The sequence below is a fragment of the Nostoc sp. MS1 genome, assembly GCF_019976755.1.
Classification (GTDB): domain Bacteria; phylum Cyanobacteriota; class Cyanobacteriia; order Cyanobacteriales; family Nostocaceae; genus Trichormus.
On record NZ_AP023443.1, the window covers coordinates 207,156 to 227,151 of the forward strand.

Sequence of the window (19,996 nt, forward strand, 5' to 3'; positions counted from 1 at the left end):
TGGTAAAATAATACTTAGCTAACCAACCTCTAGGCAAGTCACAGCAAATACACGATTTATAGGCAAGTTAGGAATTTCTTTGTTGTACATCCGAGCAACTTCGGAGACTGGCTTCATCCCGTAACGTTGAGCCAGCCTTATTGCTTCTAAATTAGCATCTGGCACATCAACAAACACCAAAGCATCACCACCAAAAGCAAGCAAGGCGAGTAAGAGTTGCTCGGCTATTTGTTCATTGTCAGCATTCAATGGCCCAATCCGCAAACCTGTGTGACTTTGGCGGATGACTCCATAACCTACAATTTGCCCATCTCTAACAACTGCATATGCAGCACTGTTTGGTTGCTTTATCCAAAGTCTTAGAAACTGTTCGCGCTCTGCCGGAAAAAGCTTCTGCTCATAAGCAACTAACTGATCAAACGGCACAGTTTTCAGTTCTACAATGCCGTCCGGCCCAATGCCACCGCCTACAACTTGATAACGAATATGACGGTAGGCAATTTGAAAACCAGATTTTTTGTAGTTCTCCTGTTGAGCAATTACTCCATCTAAACTAATGTTACGCTCACTACCAAGGTATGCCATTGCTCTCCTCCACATCTTTATGCCAAAACCTCGCCCCCGAAACTGCTCTTTGACAATATAAAAACCAATAACAGCAAAGTGTTGAGAGTAAGCAACAGCAGAAATACTTGCTACAAGTTCATCATTTAATTCCCCCACGAAAAAACCGCATTGGTCAGCTTGGTAAAAACATTCAGCGTCATAAATTCCTGGATTCCAGCCTTCAATCGCTGCCCAATCAATTACCACATCTAATTCTGACCTCTTCATTGGTCGAATGGTAAAATTGTCCATTGTCATCGGTGTTATTGCAGTCATAACATTTTTCTACTTTTATTAACTTATCGCCCACAATCTCAAGATAAGCTAGTTGTAGCTAATTTCTTACTTCTTAAACAAGTGAACACCGTCTGCTGACTGGTGCAGCTTTAAGAAAAACAAGCGCGGGCTGGGATTTTGCATCTGTTGCTGCATTAGAAGATTTTATCTGGGATAATCTACAACAGTTGCTAGGGTTTACCCCACTCAAGCGACAGTATATAGTTAAAAACGAAGTCTGCGATATACTAGCCCTGGATGAGCAACAGCAGTTAGTCATCTTAGAATTAAAAATGCTGAGGATGGGCAAATGCGGCTGGCTTCAATCCAGTAACCAATGTCAGGTAGGCTAGTAATTATCCTCGGCTGCTCAATATAATCTGGGCGATCGCTCTTAAAGCGGGGCGGAGCATCGTCGCATATATCCTCGCCTGATCCTCAGATTTCCAAATCAACACCACATCACCAACTTGCTAGATGTGATTGCTTCTCTTAATAATAATTAAAGTCATTGAATATTTATATATATTTCTATCAATTTCTGATAATACTTGTTTGCTTATAGTTTAATTAAACCAAGTAAGGAAAAATCTAAGCTTTTCCGTACAAGCCATACAAGTGATACATAACTAGATGTTTAATCTCATGATTTGATTTTAAGTAAATCATGAATCTTTCGTCTTGGATTTCAGCCATTAATCCAACTTACCCATAAATTTATCAAAGTCTTAGGATTAAGAAGTTTTGCCTTTTATTTAATGAGAGTAATTAAAGCCAAAACCTCTTCCTTAAACATAATATATTTCCGGAGGCAACCAACCATGCGAAATATAGATTTTAAACCCTTAACTGAAGAAGATCGCAAGAGAAATGAATATCTGGACAAACTCAATCATGCTCCCTACCCCACAATCTTCTTGATCATATTTGGGATCTTCTTACTATTTACTATCGGTGTTTTATTGAGCGCTTTTTAACTCAAAAAGGCTCAAGTAGAAATACTTGAGCCTCAACTACATGAAATTAATTTGTTGAAAAAAGCAAATTAGCTCAAATAGCCCAAAGAGTGAACCTTAGTAACGGCTACGTCCACCATAGTTACCTTGATTGCCACCAAATGAACTTCTATTTTCTCTGGGTTTAGCTTTGTTTACTTTCAAGTCTCGTCCCATCCACTCTGCACCATCGAGAGCCTCAATAGCTGCTGTTTCTTCAGCATCCGAAGCCATTTCCACAAAACCGAAACCAGGTAGTTGTCCTGTTTCGCGGTCAGTAGGTAACTGAACACGCTTGACAGAACCATATTCTGCGAAAATACCAGTCAAGGTGTCTTGGGTAACTTCGTAAGAGAGGTTGCCTATATAAACTGACATAGATTGTCTCCGAATTTATAAATGTGTAGAGATTTAAGTTTCAGAGAAAAGTTTGTAAATACCAAAAACAAAAAGTCTGTCAATACTCAATTTAACGTTTTACCATTTTTCTTTTCCTAAGTTAATATTTCGGACAAGTCTACTGGTACAACATGGAAGAGTGCCTTAAATAACCTGAGATTAATCATTCAACCATATATTTTTTACTGTTTGATTCAACCTTGGCTCACAGTGTTTCACATTCCTGGTATGAAACGCTGTTTTCTAAAATTAATCGATTTTATGAATGATTTTCGCGCTTCTCCAGTCAGTTTCCTTGTTGCTAGTTGAATCTCTTATTGTTTTTTTTCTTCTAAAGTAAAAAAGAGGGATAAGGCTTTTTGGGCAGGTTTATAACCAAAAGCCTACCGCTCGATGCTTCAAACTCCCAAAAAGTAGCTAGCTTGACTAAATTGTGTTAACATCAATCAAGAAAAGATGCAGAAATGGGCAGAACGCGCCCCATGAATTATCCATGTAAATTTCATCTATTCGAGGCAGAAAAAGCGCGAGTCTTAGGGCAATTTTTTGAGGCTGAAGAGTTTTATGAGCGAGCGATCGCGGAGGCTGCTGAAAATGAGTGTATCCAGGAAGAAGCACTCGCCTATGAATTAGCGGCTAAACATTATCTGGCGCGAGGGCGGTCAAAAATTGCTCAAACTTACATGAAAGAGGCACACTATTGCTACGATCGCTGGGGCGCAACCGCTAAAGTTAAAGATTTAGAAAAACGCTATCCACAACTCCTCAACACCAACCTAGTTCGGCAATCACATTCAATCGTGACTGATGAAACGATCCGTCATCCAACTGCGGCGATCGATTTGGCTGCGGCGATGAAAGCGGCTCAAGCCATCTCAGAAATGATTCATCTCGATCAATTAACTGCAACATTGATGCAGGTGGTGATAAAAAATGCAGGAGCCGAAACTGGCGCTCTGGTTCTCCTGGAAGATGATCGGCTCACTGTTGTGGCTCAGTGCAGTGGGAGTAGACAGTGTAACCTAGAAAAGATCGCTGTTGCTGACTGTGCAACAATTCCTGTCTCCGTCATCCAATCAGTAGAACGCACATCTGAAACTCTGGTGCTTGATGATGCAATCAGCGAATCGTCTTTTTCAACTGATCCTTATATTCAACATCAACAGACGCGATCGCTCCTGTGTATGCCCATTCTCAAGCAAAATCATCTGATGGGCATACTTTATCTGGAGAACAATTTCAGTACCGGAGTGTTTACTAGCGATCGCTTGCAAGTCCTTAAACTGTTGATTGCTCAGGCAGCAATTTCACTGGAGAATGCTCGGTTATATGAACGATTATCGGATTATTCCAAAACACTGGAAAGGAAGGTAGAAGAGCAAACTCAAGCTTTGCAGCAGGAGATCGCGGAACGTCAACAAACCGAAGCCGCATTGAGACAAAGTGAAGCGAACTACCGCAACCTGCTACAAACCGCAAATTCCGTTATCATTCGCTATGATCCGCAAGGACGGATTCACTACATTAACGATTATGGGGTAAAGCTTCTTGGCTATGAAGAACATCAGATTTTAGGGCGAACCTTATTTGAAACAATCATTCCAGACATCGAAATCTCTGGACGCGATGTCAAACCCTTTGTCCATGATTTACTTCGTAATCCTCAATCGTACCCGCAAGGCGAGGGTGAAAACTTGTGTCGAGACGGTCGGCGAGTTTGGGTTGTTTGGTCAAATCAAGCCATCTTCAATGAACAGGGAGATGTCATTGAAATTTTATCAGTTGGCAATGACACCACCCAGCGTAGACAAGCAGAAGAGGCATTACAACGCAGTGAAGCCAAGTTCCGAGCTATCTTTGAAAACTCGCAGGTTGGTATCTACCGCACCCGCACCTGTGATGGATTAATTCTCAATGCCAATCAACGCTTTGCCGATCTGTTTGGTTTTGATTCACCCCAAGAGATGATTGGGATTGAACACACTATAGGCTATTGGGTCAATCCCAGTGATCGCCAACAAGGCATTGAGGTGATGAAGCGGGATGGGGAAGTGCGAAGCTTTGAAGCACAGATGCGAAAACGAGATGGGACAGTGTTTTGGGGGCTTTTCTCTTCTTATCTGAATGCAGACGATGACTACATCGAAGGGGTGCTTGCGGATATTAGCGATCGCAAACAGGCAGAAGTAGCATTACAAGCCTCTGAAGCAGAGCTACGGGCGCTCTTTTCAGCTATTCCCGATCCAATGTATATCTTCAATGGTGAGGGACAATTGATCTGTGCAATCAAAGGGAATCCGTCATATGGAGAGTTGCATAGGGAGGAGTATTTTGGTAAAACACTGCATCAAATCTATGCTACAAAACAAGCTGATGAATTCCTGAGTTACATTCAGCAGGTGCTGAGAACCCAACAAGTACTCACAGTTGAATACAGCCAGTGGATAGCTGAACGAGAAATCTGGTTTTCAGCGCGCATTGCACCGATTCGGCACGAACAGGTGATTTGGATAGCGCGAGATATTACGCTGCAAAAGCGAGCAGAAGCAGCCTCAATTTTGGAAGAACGCAACCGCATGGCGCGTGAAATTCACGACACACTCGCTCAGGCGTTTACAGGCATTCTGGCTCAGGTAGGAGCGGCAAAACAGGTGTTAACGGATGATTTAGAAGCAACTGAGGCACACATAGACCTGATCAAAGAATTGGCGCGAACTGGACTGGTTGAAGCGCGGCGATCGGTAGTAGCGCTCCGTCCTCAGCTTTTGGAGGAAGGCAGTCTACAGAGCGCTCTACATCGTCTCGTCGCTCAACTCAGAACTGCCGCAATGGATACCACTTTATATTATGAGATTGAGGGTGCAGTATATTCTCTGCCGACTGAAGTCGAGAGTAATCTACTGCGGATTGGGCAGGAAGCCTTAACCAATGCGATTAGACACGCCAATGCTGATGAAATTCGAGTGGAGCTAATCTACGATCGCGATCAGGTTTGCTTGCGCGTGCAAGACAATGGACAGGGCTTTGGAGTTGGAAGTATTCCAGCCTCTGAGGGTTTTGGCTTACTAGGCATGAGCGAACGGGCAGAGCGCATCGGCGCACAACTCACGATTCGGAGTCAACCTGGAGAAGGAACAGAGATGATTGTTACCGTCGATCAGGAGGCATCACAATGAGCCAAAGCATTCGGGTTCTCATTGCAGACGATCATGCTATTTTTCGGCAAGGATTAGCCACCATTATTAACCGTGACCCAGATATGCAGGTAATTGCCCAAGCCGAAAATGGGGAACAAGCGATCGCTCTATTTGGGGAACACCAACCGGATGTCACGCTCATGGATCTGCGAATGCCTGAAGTGGAAGGAGTTGCCGCCATCGGTGCAATTTGTGCTACTGCTAAATCTGCTCGGATTATTGTACTGACCACGTATGATAGTGACGAAGATATTTATCGGGGATTGCAGGCAGGCGCAAAAGGATATCTGTTGAAAGAAACTGAACCTGACGAGCTTCTGAATGCTATTCGTACTGTTCATCGGGGTCAGAAGTATATTCCGCCTGATGTAGGAGCAAAGTTGGTACAGCGCCTCAGCAATCCTGAACTGAGTGAACGAGAACTAGAAGTACTCCGTTCACTGGCTCAGGGAATGAGCAATGCCGATATTGCAGCTGCTTTGAGTATCGGTGAAGGCACTGTCAAATCTCATGTCAATCGGATTTTGAATAAGTTAGATGTTAGCGATCGCACCCAAGCTGTAATTGTTGCCGTTAAACGCGGCATTGTTAATTTATAGGATGTACTTTCGATAGAATTGGGATTCTAACTTGAGTTAGAACCAGCCTTCTTATGCTTTGAATCATAATTTGGGAAAAATTTTGAACCATAAAGCGAAAAAAAGTTAACGCAATTTCAGGCTTTCTCACCAATCACAACATCAAACTTTGAATCAAATCATGAGATAAAGTTGAAGTTATAAAGCATAATTAAAGAATGAGTTGAAAAAACATAAAGAGACAAAACTTGGACAAAAAATCTCAGAAAAAATTGCTCTAACTTGAACTTTTAATTCAAAATATGGTTCAAAATTCCAAGATATGCTTCACTTAAAACCATGACTCCGTAGTTTTTTCTGGCGTACTGAAATCCTAAAACTGCCTCCTGGCAAAGAGAAACACTCTTTTCTTGGATGAGAAACTCTCATGACAGACGACGAATTTGATTATTGGTGTAGGCAACAGCAACTAACGGTATCCTGCAAAGACTTAATCGCCGCAATTCGCGCTGCGCCACCTTCTCGCAGAGTACAAGGACGCGCCAAGAACGTCAGTGGAGTTTACCCTAGCCGCAAAATGGGTCAAACCATTCAATTTGAGAGCCACACAGTAGAACTGTGGGCGATTTATCAAATGGAACATGACCCTATTGTGTTAGAGTTCTACGACCAACCACCGCCATTTAAAATTCATTACCAAAACCAAAACGGACGGAAAATAGGTCATTACCATACCCCAGACTTCTTCGTGCTGCGGACGACGGGTGCAGCCTGGGAAGAATGGAAAACCGAAACCGAATTAAAACGACTAGCCCAAAAATACCCTTCACGCTACCAAAAAACTGAAACTGGTCATTGGCATTGCCCCCCAGGAGAAGCTTACGCCGCATCATTTGGACTCACATACCATGTTCGCACCGATACCGAACTAAATCCCATATTCACTCAGAACCTAATGTTTTTAGAAGACTACTTTAGGTTCAGTGCCAATATCCCCCACTCCATTACAGAACAAATACTGTCGTCAGTTCAAGCCAGTCCAGGAACAACCATAGCCACTACACTTGCAACCATCGGGGGAGTACGTGCTAACGATATTTACGCCATGATTGCTACTGAGCAACTCTACGTAGACTTGTATGCAGTTCCCTTAGTCGAGCATTGGCGAGTACAGCTATGGGCAGACCAACAAACTCATACTGCTCATACACATTTAGCCATAGGGACAACTGGGCATCATCAACAAATCATCTCGCCCACAACACTTTTGCCCAATACCTTATTAGTCTGGGACGCACAACTTTGGACTTTAGTTAACTTGGGCGAGAAGACAACCACACTTTTACCCGAAGTCGGGCAACCAATGCAATTGCCCACAGCATTTTTTCATTCATTATTTGATAGCGGCACTATCAACATTCATACTTCAGAAACACACGCAACCATCAATGAAAAAGTGCATGAATTGATGGATGCCGCCTCGCCTACGGATCTACAAAGAGCCAATCACAGATTTCATCTAGTACAAGCATATTTCCAGCACCGCACAGACATATATAAGGACATACCTCAAAGCACCTTGTCTCGATGGGTCAAACAGTTTCGAGAAGCCGAAGCCACTTTTGGTTGCGGTTATGTTGGGTTACTGCCACGTACCGCTAGTAGAGGAAATCGCCAACCCAAAGCACCAAGGGAGCAACGCGATTTTGTGAAGTCGGATCAAAATCAAGCGATCGCTAAAAATCATACTTAATTTAATAGTGATTTTATTTACAAATAAAATATTGATTTACACGAAAAATCATCTTGATGAGATATCTCAAAAAGATTGCTAGCAAGTCATTTGAGGATTATTTCCAAAAATCTCTGCAACAAGTCTTTGATACTTAGTATCAATTACGGCAGAAAATAAATTGAAGGCAGAATTAAAGTATAAAATTTATCAACCAGTTTGGGGTTTGATAAAAGAATTAAAGATAGAATCACAAAAATTATCCCAACTTTTAGCTATCCATTGACAACGCAGATGTAACATAATTTCTGCATTATTTTGTAACCAAAACTTACTGTTTCCTTTCATGCGTAAATTAACAACTTGACGAATTAAACTTTCAACTGCACCACTACCGAGAGGTAATTTTCGAGCTGCAACTTCGTTATATTTTAAAAGCCTCCTTCTATACGCTTTTAAAATATAATTTCGCTCTCTTACCATAATTTTACAGCGCTCTCCTGTTGCCTCGGAAATAAATTCACCCATATTTCTCATTAAATCTAGTGCCTGACCTTTCTTTAAAATTTTCCGAGATTTTTTAAACCAGGATTGACGCTCATTATCTGTACTAAAAGCGGCATCAGCAAAATCTTGTAAATGTGATGCTGCGTGATAAAAGTCTAATAATTGATAAGTTTCAAGTGGGCATTTTAATTTTTTTAGTAAAAGAGGAATGTGTATCCATATCCACTCTGCACCATCAGCAATCAATAACACCTGCTTGGCTTCACTTATACCCAAATTTACTAAATACATCTCTAAAATTTTGAGGAATTCTTTATAACCTGAATATGTGCCATCATTCGTAATAGGTATTGTCGATGTCCTAATTTTTTTACCTTCTTCATTTACTACATAAATTGTTAGTAACTTTGGCTCCATCCATTCACCAACAAAGCCATGACGGTTTGTTTTCTTACTGCGTCTACCTTTTTTATTAAACCTAATTTTAGTTCTTCCACCATCTACAGCGATTACAACTCGTTGGCCTTTGAGAACATTACTATTAGATAAGTGGTTCATCTCCAGATTTAATATTTTTGATTGGCGTAGATTAATACCAATTTCACCAAAAAGGTAAGTCAGGCGTTCGATTCGTTTTAAACTAACATTTATTCCCCAATCCGTTAGCGTCGAACGTGCTGCATCGAAAGAACTAGCGATCGCACCATATTTTGCGATTATTGACCAGACTAGAGGGGTAATACCTTCAGACATCCCTAGCCACTTTAAAAACGGACAAAATCCTTGATTTGAAGTTTTTATTTTTGGCTCATTGAGCAGAGGATTATCAGATTCTTTACTTGTGGGATTCCGTTCAAGTACATAAGGTAAAGTTAAAGTTACTTCGACGTTTCCAATTGTTACTATTTTTCGCTTTTTAGAACCATGTTTTTGTGTATTTAAATTTCTCCATCCCTGTGTTTGACTAACAGAATAGTTTAGGATTTTTGGGGATACGGAAAGATTATATAATAAAACAGCTATACATTGACCTGCTAAAATCATTGCCTGTTCTCTAATTTCTTTTTCTCGTTCTCTCAGCTTTTTTCCATCCCACTCTGTGATATTTGTAAATTCTAAAAGTTTTGTGACCTGTAAGTGAAAACTTTTAACTGACTTGTTTAAATCAAGAGTTGCACTTATATTTTTTGCCATAAAAGGTAGACGTTAAAACTCTGGAAAGATTACTTAACCGGAATCCTACCTTGTTTTTGACCTTTATAAATTTTTGCACACATCACCAGACTTGAAATTGGTTGATAGCTTACGTATTAATACGGCTTCTAATATAAGAAATATTTTTTAGTACTGAAGAAAGTTGTTAGCGATCGCTGGTTTTTGATCCCACCTCACCAAATCGCGTTGCTCCCAAGCACCAATAGATGCAAGCAAATTATTAGATCAATTTATTACCGAACACTTCGAGACACCAAGACAAGCTCCCGCCGCTTCCGTTTATCGCGCCTATACAAGAGCCTGCTGTGCTGCCAACATCACACCACTGAGTCAGCGTACATTTTATACTCGTCTAAAAAAGCGTCCCATCCATGAGCAGACTTTAAAACGTCAGGGGGCAAAAGCCGCATACGCAACCGAACCGATTGTTTTAGAACTAGCTAAAACTACACCCCGGCACGGAGACCGCCCCTTTGCTATCTGTCATCTTGACCACACCCAACTCGACATCGAGTTACGCTCCCAAGTGACTGGTCGGAACTTAGGACGACCTTGGCTGACATTACTGATTGATGCCTACTCCCGACGCATCCTAGCAGTTTATCTCACCTTTGACCCACCTTCTTACAGGTCTTGCATGATGGCACTACGGTTGTGTGTTCAGCGTGAGGGTCGTTTTCCCCAATCTGTAGTTGTAGATGGTGGCAAGGAATTTCATAGCGTTTACTTTGATACCTTATTAGCACGTTACCACTGCATCAAAAAGACTCGTCCTGGTGGTAAACCTCGTTTTGGCTCAGTAGTTGAGCGATTATTCGGTACAACCAATACGGAATTTATCTTTAACTTACTGGGCAACACTCAAGCCAGTAAACAACCGCGCCAATTGACTTCATTTGTTGACCCCAAACAACTTGCCGTTTGGACATTGGCAGATTTATATACCTACCTGTGTGAGTGGGCATACACCATTTATGACACGAGCGTACATGATTCCTTGGGTGAGACACCATTACAAGTTTATACCGACGCAATCGTTGCTACAGGGGAGAGGGAACACCGCCGCATTGCATACAACGAAGACTTCCTCATGGCAACACGCCCTAGTACACCCAAAGGTAACGCTAAAGTCCAGCCAGGACAGGGAATTAAAGTCAATTATCTTTATTACTGGAACGATGCTTTCCGCAATCCGGTTGTCGAAAAAACCAAAGTCAGTGTGCGTTATGACCCTTTTGATATGGGTGTAGCTTATGCGTACCTGGAGGGAAGATGGGTCAAATGTATCTCCCAGTATTACAGCACCTTTGCTGGACGCACAGAGAAAGAAGTGCTATTAGCTGCCCAAGAAATTAGACAACAAGATAAGCGTAATGCTGTGAGTACAAATATCTCTGCCAAACGCCTTGCTGACTTCATTGCGGCAGTGCAAGAGCATGAAACCTTGCTCTTGCAACGGTTACGGGATTTGGAAGCGGTTGGGGTACTAGAGAATGTAACACCCAATACCGAAGGTATACCCCAGTTCCCAAGAGTCAGCACTCTTGAGCCAGAGATGTCAGCACACAGTCAAGATGACGAACAATTGCCACCACTGCAAAACAACGTTGAACTGTTGGATCTCACGCGACTGCCAATACTAGGGGAATACCGTTAATGGACAAATTTTTAACCGGCAATCAAAACGGCGAAATACACCTCAAACTTACTCAGTTTAAGGAGTATGCAGTTTTACATCCCCAGTTAGCACGGGTAGATATGCTGTTGATGCGTGCGATTCGAGAACCCGCCGGATTTGCTCATGTGTTGGTTTATGGGCCAAGCGGTGTGGGTAAGACAACGATGATTCGGCAGATTGCTAAACGGTTAAATGAAAATGTAGCCGAACAGTTACCCAGTGTATCCAATTCCTTAAGCTATCGTAACGGCACTCAGCCCCCGATGCCGTTATTGCTGTTAGAAACACGACCACCGGATGGTGGGGTGTTTAATCGGGCAGATTATTACCGCACTGCGCTGAAACTTTTGGGAGAACCATTCTATGAGCGGCGGATGCTGATAGATATTGATGCGGAACAAACTTGGGAGAAGAAAGGGCGTGGGCGGACTAAAACAGCTCAGTTTAATGATTCGCCTGAACTGCGCCACGCATTAGAAGAAGCGATGACCAAGCGTGGTGTACGGGCAGTGATTTTGGATGAAGCACAGCACTTAATGAAGATTGGAACTGGTGCAAGTGCTGGTAAACTTTTAGACCAGTTGGACTGGATTAAGTCCATGACCAATGTTACGGGAGTGCTACACATTCTGATTGGGACTTACGAACTGTTGAATTTTCGTAATTTAAGTGGTCAAGCATCCCGAAGGGGACTGGATATCCATTTTCCGCGCTATTTGTATCAGAATGAACTTGACCGCCAGGATTTTCAAGCTGCATTATTGGCACTGCTGATGCAAGTACCTCTGAATGTGGATGTCAAAGAGCTAATGCAGCATTGGCTTTACTTTTATGAGCGTTCCATTGGTTGTGTTGGGGTACTCAAGGACTGGCTCATCCGGGCTGTGGCAGCAGCTTTGCATGATGGTCACGATACTTTGAGTTTAGAACGACTGCATGAACATACGCTCACACTAGCCCAATGTGAACGTATGGCTTTGGATACCACTGAGGGTGAACAAAAACTCTCTTACATGGAAAGCCGGCGTGAACACTTATGGCATTTGCTACAGATGGGCATGGGTTCGACCTCTGTACCAAAAGCGGCGGTGGATTTATCCAAGGGCGGGGAGACTACGGCTGCATCGCTCCCAAAATCTGACAAACCCGCGTCTCCAGCGAAACGAACTCGTAAAAAGCCTGTCAGGGAGAGCGATGATGAAACGGCTTCTACAACACCAGATGAAACGTCTATAGAGCCAGCACCCAAGAAAAAACAAACTCGTAAGAAAACAAAACTTGCTGATTCTTCAATTAGTGAAGCACCACTAAAGACAAATATTATCGACACTCCCACATTAGAAGAGAAGACACTAGATGAAAAAGCAACTCAACAGGAAATGCCTAAAACCCCTAAAAAGTCTTCGGGGCGTGTTGGGCAACGCAAACCCAAACGAGATACTGTCGGACTTGAATGAACATTAAAAAATTCAGTAATAAACAGTTTTTATCCAAGTCCTCAGTTTTTCAATAATCTTCGCATTGTTATTCAAGGAAATTATTAATTAATGAATTTGTCTACTTTACCTATAGAATTTGAATTAGCATCTGCCAAAATCTTATCTACTCATTATCTACACTCTCGCTTTAAATTGACAGCAGAAATTGAAAAAGGGTTTTTAGCAATTGATTTTCAAGGCTATTTTACCGAAACTTTTGATCCGAAAAACCGTCCTTATGCTAATCCTGTTAATGAATTTTATCGAAATAATAAGGTTGATTTTCGGCTATTTTGGGGGAGTGAACATCTAGCATTATCGGGCTGGTGGAGAAATGCTATTCTATCGCTTGAGTATACTCCAATACGGCAAGAATGGTTGAACGAAGACGGTGAAGAAATTTCTCGTCCCTATCCAGATGGTGATAAATTCGAGGCAATCGCAGCTTCTTTGTACCCAATCTTACAACAGCACTTCCCAATTTGAAGATTACATTTCAAATCATTTTGAACTTGAAAAAGTCAGTATTTCAAATACAAATTAATTCTCCAATCAAATGTGCTGCACGCTCTCCATATTTTTGCAAAATTGCATCCTTATATGGCAAGCTATCTTCACTCAAAAAATCGCGGATAAATAGAGGGAAGTTAAATCCTCTCTTTGAGTCAATATATTCTGCTAGTTCAATCTTAAACAACGACTTAAATTCATCTTCTCTTTGTTTAAGTGCTGAATATTTAGTTAAATTGTTGGCTTGGAATATTGGCTCAACTCCTTGATTAAATAGTTTTTCTCTTAAAATATCTTTCATACTTTGCAAACCCTTACTTAAGAAGACAATTAAAAATCAGTAAAAAGTTACAGGTTTCCGAGATCAACCTCAAAGAGCGCACTTGATGTTAATCATCGTTTGAAAAGCAAACTTCCCTTGTATATCCCGTTTCAGCATAAACCTTCCCATGTAATACAGCGTTAGTCTAGTCCTAACCGTGTATTACATGCAAGATGTATTCTACTTTGGCGCTAATTTTTGAAGCATAAAATGGTTAATATTTTTTGAAGCATATCATGAGCTAAAAGTTTATTTTATGATTCAAATCACACTTCTACTCCACGATGGCATAGTTGCTCTATCAATTTATACTGTAAAAATTTTAACTTGCTATAGACGACAGCTTGAAGGCAATTTCCTATATTGAGTTTATGCAAATAGAAGTGCATCCAATCAGGCAAATCATGCTCCTTGAGAGCGGTAAGAGGCTGTCTCTAAAGAAATGTAAAGGGGACGGAAGCGGGCGATCGCAAACGCTCAAATCCTTAGTTTAAGCGAATTACTGGAATGACAACAAAGCAGGTTCGTTAATTCCACAAGAATCTGACAAATCATTGTAAGAATTTGAAAGAAGTCGAGCCTTGGAACTCAATACACTTTTTAAATAAATAGAACTAGGAGAATCCAATTATGGTCAAACAGCAATCTGTAGACGAACAAGCAAATGGAAAGGCAACTAGCAACCTGACACCAGCCCAGGAGTTTTTGCAAGAACTCTGGGATGAGCATCTGCGGCTTGAGTTTGACGCTCACAACACTGAAGATACCCTCGCCACGATGGTTGAGGATGCTTACGTTAACGGCATTCCGGTAATGATTGGGGGAGTAGGGAAACCGGCACTGCGCGAGTTTTATTCCAAGTACTTCATTCCACAGATGCCGCCGGACATGGAGCTGACTCCGGTCTCGCGCACAATCGGCACTAATCAACTAGTCGATGAAATGCTAGTTAAGTTCACTCATACCATCCAGATGGACTGGATGCTACCTGGCATTGCTCCGACTCTTAAACGGGTTGAAGTGGCATTGGTAGCAATTGTTCAGTTTCGTGACAACAAGCTAGCCCACGAACATCTCTACTGGGATCAGGCGAGTATATTGGTTCAACTCGGTATGCTTGATCCGGGTACACTGCCTGTTGTAGGGGTTGACAGTGCGCGCAAGGTACTTGATCCGAGCTTGCCCTCAAACGCACTGATCGATCGTGCCAGCGATCGCAACTAAGTGCAGGAGCCGGCAAATATCAATGCTTAAACCCGCCATTTTGCAACCAGGATCGTACTCATCCTGGTTGTAGGAGGCGCTTCCTATTGCTGGCTCCTACACGTATTGCTCATTGAGTTTTTGACAAAGTGACACAGCCATTCACAACAAGAGGTAACTATCATAATGCTGAAAGACAAGGTTGCTTTGGTGACTGGCGGAACATCGGGCATCGGTCGAGCAACCGCGTTAGCGAAGCTTAACGTTCGCGTAGCGTCTCGTAGAGAAGTTATCGCTTATGCCAAACAAAAAGCATTTCTTAGCGCCATTCTATGAGTAGCATTCGCGCAGAAAACTGGTTTAAGAGATATTACATGAGTAATACAAGCATTTTAAAAAGCTGAAACCCTTACTTTCTCGTTGAGTAGTGACTCGATGATCAGCAAAGCGTCAATGACCTTCGTTATCATGAGAATCCTTATCTAACAAGGCTTTTAAGCTTAACTCGGTTTTCTGTTCCGATGATACTTATACCCCAGTATTGGTGAAGGCACTGTCAAATCTCATGTTAATCGGATTTTGAATAAACTAGATGTTAGCGATCGCACCCAAGCTGTAATTGTTGCCGTTAAACGCGGCATTGTTAATTTATGAGGCGTACTTTCGATAGAATTGGGATTCTAACTTGAGTTATAACTAGCCTTCTACTTCACGATGGCATGGTTTCTCTATCAATTTATACTGTAAAAATTTTAACTCGCTATAGAAGACAGCTTGAAGGCAATTTCCTATATTGAATGTATGCAAATAGAGATGCAGTCAATGGATTGAGCAAGTCAATTGCAAAGTTCCATACTTACTGCAAACGTAAAAAAAATGAACGATGATCGCAGCTACAGTTCCTTACTTGTACCCCCTTCAACTCAAGATTGGATGCAAGGTGTGCTGAGTGCCAAGGTCGTGCTGGTGATGTATGGAGACTATCAATGCTCTAGAAGTGCGGACGTTTACAGGATGATTCAAGGAATCAAACAAGAGCTGAGTGCTTCTTTTGGAGAAGATTATTTATGCTTTATCTTCCGTCATTTTCCGCAAACACAGATTCATCCTCATGCTCAACGAGCCGCCGAAGTCGCTGAAGCCGCCGCTGCCCAAGGGCAATTTTGGTCAATGCACGATACTTTATTTGTTTATCAACAGAAGTTAGAGAACGGTTATCTTGTAGAGTACGCCAATGATTTGGGGCTTGATATTCCTCAGTTTCTCAAAGACTTATCTAAACAAGTATATGTCGATCGCATCCACGAAGATATCGAAAGTGGAATATACAGTGGAGTAACAACTGCCCCAGTCCTATTTATCAATACCATTCGATATGCCGCACGCTGGAGAATGACAGAGTTGATGACAGCCATTGTTGCAGCAAGTCACTAAGCTCTATTTATACCTGACTTGTTTGTGAGTGCTAGTCGGCGATCGCGCATTTGATCGCTAGTTTTTGCCTGTTTTGTTGAATTTAAACGCCTCACTGGAATGACCGCAAAACAGGTTCGCTAACTTCCAAGTACTACATATATTTACGAGTAAAGGAGACAAAGATGAAGATTAAAGCAATTAAAAGACATCAGGGAATCGGAACAGAAGTGAAAGACGCGACTTACGTCGAGGCTGCTGGGTGGGGGAAGTATCGGTGGTGGCGGTATGTTCTGGGGCTGATGATCATCCTCTTTGCCTGGATGGTCGTTGCCAACTTCGCCAGTGCGCTCGTCGCGCTTGCGCTCGGCGGCAAAGAGGGGGTCGCGGCTTTCGGTCGGCTGGATTATGCCGCATTCGGTCGGGTGGGGGGCTTTGTCGTGAGCATGGCGGGTTTTCCGGTGTTCCTCGCAGGAATTCTCATCGCCGTCACCCTCATCCACCAGCGTCATCCCCGAACGCTCATCACGGCGCGGGAGAAGATCAGTTGGACTCGCGTCGGTCACGGCTTTGTGGCTGGGTTTGTGCCGTGGGTGCTGCTAGCCGGACTGGGGCAGTACCTCCTCTACCCCGATAGCTTCTCCTTCAACTCCGACCTCAAGACGTTCGCGCTCTTCGTGCCAATCGCACTAATCCTCACTGTAATCCAGACGACCACCGAGGAGCTTTTTTTTCGTGGGTACATCGTGCAGGGCGCGAGCCTGATCTGGTCTAACCGCGTCTTTCTGGCAATCGTGTCGGCTGTGATCTTCACGCTGCCGCACGCCACTAATCCAGAGTCACAGGAGGGCGGCTGGATCGGGATGTTCCTCGGAATCTTCGTCGGCACGGGTCTGCTGTATGCAATCGTTTCATTGATCGACGGCACTACCGAACTTGCCATCGGCGCGCACTTCGCCAACAACATCGCGTACTTTCTCTTGTTCAACTGGTCTGGAAGCTTCTTTGCCGCGCCAGCCTTGTTCAGCATCAGCGAGTACCATGCGAGATTCTACGACATCATCTCTCTCGTGCTGATTCCCGTTTTCTTGGCGATCGTTTTCTGGGTGTTCAAACGCGACGAGGCATCTGAACCCGTTTCCCAAAGCCATCAGACTAGCAGTTCTGGGCTGGATTCAGCTCACCGGAAACACCAATAATGTCCAGGATTGGCATGGGCCAATAGGACGGATCATCTGGAGGTTAAACCAATGGCAATTCTGAAACAATTTGGGATTTTATTTGTATTGGGCAGTGTGGGAATTGTGATGCTTGCGATTACGTCGGTTCCAGTAGTTGAGCAACAGTTAGCGAAACTGTCTCCAGAAAGACTGGCAAAAGTTCCGCCACTGAGGGTTTTAATACTGCTACAAGGACTACAGCCTACAGTTCTACTGGCAATCAGCATTCTGATCGGAATTGGCTGTGCCTATCGCGTTGGATTACGCTCACATTTGATTGACTACTGGGTACTTCATACCCCTAAGATTCCATATTCTGTCATTGAGATGAAATGGAGCTTGGGTGTTGGTGCAGCGACAACAATCACTGTCCTGTTGCTTGATCGGTTCATGAAACCTGCTCTACCTGAAGCGCTACAGGCATCCAGTCATACAGAACCGAATTGGCTGAGTTCACTTACAGCAATGCTTTATGGCGGCATCACTGAGGAAATTCTGATGCGTTGGGGATTAATGTCGCTGCTGGTTTGGATAGCGTGGAAAGGACTAAAACAAGGCGTTACGTTGCCGAGCCAAGGAATTTATCAAGGTGCGATCGTTCTAGCCGCATTGGTATTCGGACTACTACACCTGCCATCGACTGCCGCGATCGTTCCCCTCACTCCAGTTGTGATTATTCGGGCGTTGTTACTGAATGGAATTGCGGGGACTGCGTTTGGCTGGCTCTTTTGGCAATATTCGCACTAATGCTGCAATGTTAGCCCATATCAGCTTTCATGCTTTTGCCTTTGTTCTTAGTGGTTTACTGGTAAGGTTGGCTTAAGTTTTGGAATAGATATCATAGGGCTAGCACTGCCCACAAAGCCTTACGGTGAAAGGTTTTAAAAAGAAAGGTTTTGAAAATGGTGGGCGATGCCCACTACTGGAATTGATGCTCAACTTTACAGTTTTCAGGTGGTAAATCAAATGATTCAGTGCAAAGATTTTGCGCCTCGGATTACTGAGCGGGGGCCCTTCGGCGGAGCTTCCGATTACGAATCCTTCTCTGATGTTGTTAGTACTGTAAATCAGTGGATCGAAAGTACAACGATACAGGTAATCAATGTTGAAACCGTTGTTTTACCCGATCGGATTGAAGGCACAAGTGATGATGTCTACGGAGTGACGACTAGTAATGCTTTCCACCCAGTGATGATCAGTCAGGGGCAATCAATTGCTTTCAATGTGTGCGTGTGTGGTACAGAGAATAAGCTTTATTGGAAAGAGAAAAAATGAAACGATTTACTTTGTTTACTTTCCTGTATCTTGCGCTCGGAGTTTGTTTGACGGCGATCGCGCTTGGATACCCAAACCTGCCTTCGCGTCTTCAAACAAGCTTGTTCGCCAGTGCAGGAGCTTCCTACCTTGTTTGTCTCTTCAGTACCTTCCCTTTTTGGCGGGAGGCGACGCTCCGCGTCTATCGCAGACGGAATTCAGCGGTAATTCTACCCTGGTTGGTGATTGGAGTGAACATTATTGTGACGATCTGGGAGCTTCAGAGTCAGAACTGGACAATGGAAGCCATTTTAGGAGCGTTTTCGCGGCTATTAGTCGTCTTAATATTTGCAGAAATCATTGTGATTACATGGCGAGTGAACCCTGAACATTAGTGTCTAAATCGAATGGCACGCTCGTTAAGACACAGCCCTTGCCCAGGCTGGGAGGCTCTGCCTCTTCCCTCATGGTGGCACAACCAATGATCGCCCTGGATTTACCCCTGAAAGTACTGGCATGGGAAGCGACTAACGGCAAGGTGTGGGTGAGTTACAACGATCCTAATTACTTAAAACAGCGATTTTCTCTCTCGGATGAGTTGGTGAAAAATATCGCTATCATTGCACCTTTAATCAATGAAGCACTTAGTTACGTCGATCACAAATAAGTTGCAGAATTAGCACGCGATGGCGCAAAGCGCCCGCCCAAAAGGCGATCGCACCTTGGCGTTTTTGAAACAGCATTGTAGTAGCAATCAAGTAAGCTAATCAGCATTTAAGTTGCATAAACACAGGGCTGAAGCCCTTACTACAAGCTAACCAGTCTAAAAAAATGAATGACGATTAGCTTAATGTCAAACTCATTAATTTTACAACACTCATGAAAACATTTGCTTTCCTCTTGGCTCTGCCAATCAGTATCTTAGCTAATTTTTCCTTAAGAGCTTCTGCTGATTCTACTGCTGGCATCATCCTGAGTACACAATGCCAGGGTGGGTACAACATCAATATTTGGCAGAATTATACGAACGGTGAACTGCTTTATCGCGCAACCAGTGCCAACGGTAATTTAAGTTTGGGTAAAGGAACTAGCCAAGCAACAGAAGGTGTTCGAGTGTATAAGTTTCGGAATGGAATTTATGAATATTGGGTATGGGATGGCACGTTGGATAACCCGCAGTCTGGAACTTTAGAGGTGTATAAAAACAACCGTATCTTGATGAAGCAAGCTTGTAGAAAAAGTTGAATCAATGTAACTAAATGCGACGAAGGTTGGCAGATCGAAGGGTTGCTCAATACCCGGAAGTTAACGCTAGATCGAAGTGATCGCGTCAAACAAATCAACATATATACATCGAACTAATCGAGGAAGCGTAACGCCTCACACCACTCTATTTCCGCCAATGCGTAAGTC

General features: G+C 43.1%; 17 protein-coding genes and 3 pseudogenes. 16 read left to right on the top strand and 4 right to left on the bottom strand.

All coding sequences use genetic code 11. The features are described from left to right. Nucleotides 1–18: 18 nt before the first annotated feature. Nucleotides 19–834, bottom strand: a complete 816-nt coding sequence (locus tag NSMS1_RS33405) for a GNAT family N-acetyltransferase (RefSeq protein ID WP_224095778.1) — start codon at nt 832–834, stop codon at nt 19–21. Nucleotides 835–977: 143 nt separating this feature from the next. Between NSMS1_RS33405 and NSMS1_RS35520 the strand changes: the two genes are divergently transcribed. Further along, nucleotides 978–1,235 carry an endonuclease NucS domain-containing protein gene (locus NSMS1_RS35520; protein ID WP_411908711.1) on the top strand — a complete coding sequence of 86 codons (258 nt, stop codon included), beginning with the start codon at nt 978–980 and terminating at the stop codon, nt 1,233–1,235. Nucleotides 1,236–1,955: 720 nt separating this feature from the next. Here NSMS1_RS35520 and NSMS1_RS33415 read toward each other — a convergent pair. After that, nucleotides 1,956–2,255, bottom strand: coding sequence for an RNA recognition motif domain-containing protein (locus NSMS1_RS33415; RefSeq protein WP_224095779.1), 300 nt, complete (start codon nt 2,253–2,255; stop codon nt 1,956–1,958). A 485-nt stretch (nt 2,256–2,740) separates the two neighbouring features. Here NSMS1_RS33415 and NSMS1_RS33425 point away from each other — a divergent pair, with 485 nt between their 5' ends. From NSMS1_RS33425 to NSMS1_RS33435, 3 genes are all read left to right on the top strand, one after another. After that, on the top strand, nt 2,741–5,452 hold the full coding sequence (locus NSMS1_RS33425) for a PAS domain S-box protein (protein ID WP_411908705.1): 2,712 nt from the start codon (nt 2,741–2,743) through the stop codon (nt 5,450–5,452). Beyond that, on the top strand, nt 5,449–6,072 hold the full coding sequence (locus tag NSMS1_RS33430) for a response regulator (protein ID WP_411908706.1): 624 nt from the start codon (nt 5,449–5,451) through the stop codon (nt 6,070–6,072). The genes NSMS1_RS33425 and NSMS1_RS33430 overlap by 4 nt, the downstream gene beginning before the upstream one ends. Nucleotides 6,073–6,478: 406 nt before the next feature. After that, entirely contained in the window at nt 6,479–7,804 is a 1,326-nt protein-coding gene (locus tag NSMS1_RS33435) for a TnsA endonuclease N-terminal domain-containing protein (protein WP_224095780.1), read from the top strand. A 189-nt stretch (nt 7,805–7,993) separates the two neighbouring features. On the opposite strand, the gene NSMS1_RS33440 is transcribed toward NSMS1_RS33435, so the two are convergent. Then, nucleotides 7,994–9,484, bottom strand: a complete 1,491-nt coding sequence (locus tag NSMS1_RS33440; protein WP_224095587.1) for an ISLre2 family transposase — start codon at nt 9,482–9,484, stop codon at nt 7,994–7,996. 547 nt (nt 9,485–10,031) lie between these two features. Here NSMS1_RS33440 and NSMS1_RS33445 point away from each other — a divergent pair. From NSMS1_RS33445 to NSMS1_RS33455, 3 genes are all read left to right on the top strand, one after another. Next, on the top strand, nt 10,032–11,162 hold the full coding sequence (locus tag NSMS1_RS33445) for a transposase family protein (RefSeq protein ID WP_263432607.1): 1,131 nt from the start codon (nt 10,032–10,034) through the stop codon (nt 11,160–11,162). Further along, on the top strand, nt 11,162–12,640 hold the full coding sequence (locus NSMS1_RS33450) for an ATP-binding protein (RefSeq protein ID WP_224095781.1): 1,479 nt from the start codon (nt 11,162–11,164) through the stop codon (nt 12,638–12,640). The genes NSMS1_RS33445 and NSMS1_RS33450 overlap by 1 nt, the downstream gene beginning before the upstream one ends. A gap of 90 nt (nt 12,641–12,730) precedes the next feature. Then, complete coding sequence (locus NSMS1_RS33455) at nt 12,731–13,147, top strand: hypothetical protein (protein ID WP_224095782.1); 417 nt, start codon at nt 12,731–12,733, stop codon at nt 13,145–13,147. Nucleotides 13,148–13,190: 43 nt separating this feature from the next. On the opposite strand, the gene NSMS1_RS33460 is transcribed toward NSMS1_RS33455, so the two are convergent. Further along, on the bottom strand, nt 13,191–13,472 hold the full coding sequence (locus NSMS1_RS33460) for a hypothetical protein (RefSeq protein ID WP_224095783.1): 282 nt from the start codon (nt 13,470–13,472) through the stop codon (nt 13,191–13,193). Between the two features lie 651 nt (nt 13,473–14,123). Between NSMS1_RS33460 and NSMS1_RS33465 the strand changes: the two genes are divergently transcribed. From NSMS1_RS33465 to NSMS1_RS33505, 9 genes and pseudogenes are all read left to right on the top strand, one after another. Further along, on the top strand, nt 14,124–14,717 hold the full coding sequence (locus tag NSMS1_RS33465) for an ester cyclase (RefSeq protein WP_224095784.1): 594 nt from the start codon (nt 14,124–14,126) through the stop codon (nt 14,715–14,717). 516 nt (nt 14,718–15,233) lie between these two features. After that, a pseudogene (locus NSMS1_RS33470) lies at nt 15,234–15,350 on the top strand (LuxR C-terminal-related transcriptional regulator); the annotation flags it as partial. A 222-nt stretch (nt 15,351–15,572) separates the two neighbouring features. Beyond that, nucleotides 15,573–16,130 (top strand): DsbA family protein, encoded by a 558-nt coding sequence (locus NSMS1_RS33475; protein ID WP_224095785.1) that lies wholly within the window; start codon nt 15,573–15,575, stop codon nt 16,128–16,130. A 164-nt stretch (nt 16,131–16,294) separates the two neighbouring features. Next, entirely contained in the window at nt 16,295–17,308 is a 1,014-nt protein-coding gene (locus tag NSMS1_RS33480) for a CPBP family intramembrane glutamic endopeptidase (RefSeq protein WP_224095786.1), read from the top strand. A gap of 51 nt (nt 17,309–17,359) precedes the next feature. Beyond that, a pseudogene (locus NSMS1_RS33485) lies at nt 17,360–18,152 on the top strand (CPBP family intramembrane glutamic endopeptidase). A gap of 143 nt (nt 18,153–18,295) precedes the next feature. After that, nucleotides 18,296–18,579 (top strand): annotated as a pseudogene (locus NSMS1_RS33490) (hypothetical protein). A gap of 21 nt (nt 18,580–18,600) precedes the next feature. Further along, nucleotides 18,601–18,978, top strand: a complete 378-nt coding sequence (locus NSMS1_RS33495; RefSeq protein WP_224095788.1) for a hypothetical protein — start codon at nt 18,601–18,603, stop codon at nt 18,976–18,978. A 38-nt stretch (nt 18,979–19,016) separates the two neighbouring features. Then, nucleotides 19,017–19,250, top strand: a complete 234-nt coding sequence (locus NSMS1_RS33500) for a DUF302 domain-containing protein (protein WP_224095789.1) — start codon at nt 19,017–19,019, stop codon at nt 19,248–19,250. A gap of 212 nt (nt 19,251–19,462) precedes the next feature. Next, entirely contained in the window at nt 19,463–19,828 is a 366-nt protein-coding gene (locus NSMS1_RS33505) for a hypothetical protein (RefSeq protein WP_224095790.1), read from the top strand. Nucleotides 19,829–19,996: the final 168 nt, after the last annotated feature.

What these genes read in the sequence shown, in the direction of transcription:
- NSMS1_RS33405 (WP_224095778.1), bottom strand. Translation starts at nt 834, where the DNA reads ATGAAGAGGTCAGAATTAGATGTGGTAATTGATTGGGCAGCGATTGAA.
- NSMS1_RS33415 (WP_224095779.1), bottom strand. Translation starts at nt 2,255, where the DNA reads ATGTCAGTTTATATAGGCAACCTCTCTTACGAAGTTACCCAAGACACC.
- NSMS1_RS33425 (WP_411908705.1), top strand. Translation starts at nt 2,741, where the DNA reads ATGGGCAGAACGCGCCCCATGAATTATCCATGTAAATTTCATCTATTC.
- NSMS1_RS33430 (WP_411908706.1), top strand. Translation starts at nt 5,449, where the DNA reads ATGAGCCAAAGCATTCGGGTTCTCATTGCAGACGATCATGCTATTTTT.
- NSMS1_RS33435 (WP_224095780.1), top strand. Translation starts at nt 6,479, where the DNA reads ATGACAGACGACGAATTTGATTATTGGTGTAGGCAACAGCAACTAACG.
- NSMS1_RS33440 (WP_224095587.1), bottom strand. Translation starts at nt 9,484, where the DNA reads ATGGCAAAAAATATAAGTGCAACTCTTGATTTAAACAAGTCAGTTAAA.
- NSMS1_RS33450 (WP_224095781.1), top strand. Translation starts at nt 11,162, where the DNA reads ATGGACAAATTTTTAACCGGCAATCAAAACGGCGAAATACACCTCAAA.
- NSMS1_RS33455 (WP_224095782.1), top strand. Translation starts at nt 12,731, where the DNA reads ATGAATTTGTCTACTTTACCTATAGAATTTGAATTAGCATCTGCCAAA.
- NSMS1_RS33460 (WP_224095783.1), bottom strand. Translation starts at nt 13,472, where the DNA reads ATGAAAGATATTTTAAGAGAAAAACTATTTAATCAAGGAGTTGAGCCA.
- NSMS1_RS33465 (WP_224095784.1), top strand. Translation starts at nt 14,124, where the DNA reads ATGGTCAAACAGCAATCTGTAGACGAACAAGCAAATGGAAAGGCAACT.
- NSMS1_RS33475 (WP_224095785.1), top strand. Translation starts at nt 15,573, where the DNA reads ATGAACGATGATCGCAGCTACAGTTCCTTACTTGTACCCCCTTCAACT.
- NSMS1_RS33480 (WP_224095786.1), top strand. Translation starts at nt 16,295, where the DNA reads ATGAAGATTAAAGCAATTAAAAGACATCAGGGAATCGGAACAGAAGTG.
- NSMS1_RS33495 (WP_224095788.1), top strand. Translation starts at nt 18,601, where the DNA reads ATGAAACGATTTACTTTGTTTACTTTCCTGTATCTTGCGCTCGGAGTT.
- NSMS1_RS33505 (WP_224095790.1), top strand. Translation starts at nt 19,463, where the DNA reads ATGAAAACATTTGCTTTCCTCTTGGCTCTGCCAATCAGTATCTTAGCT.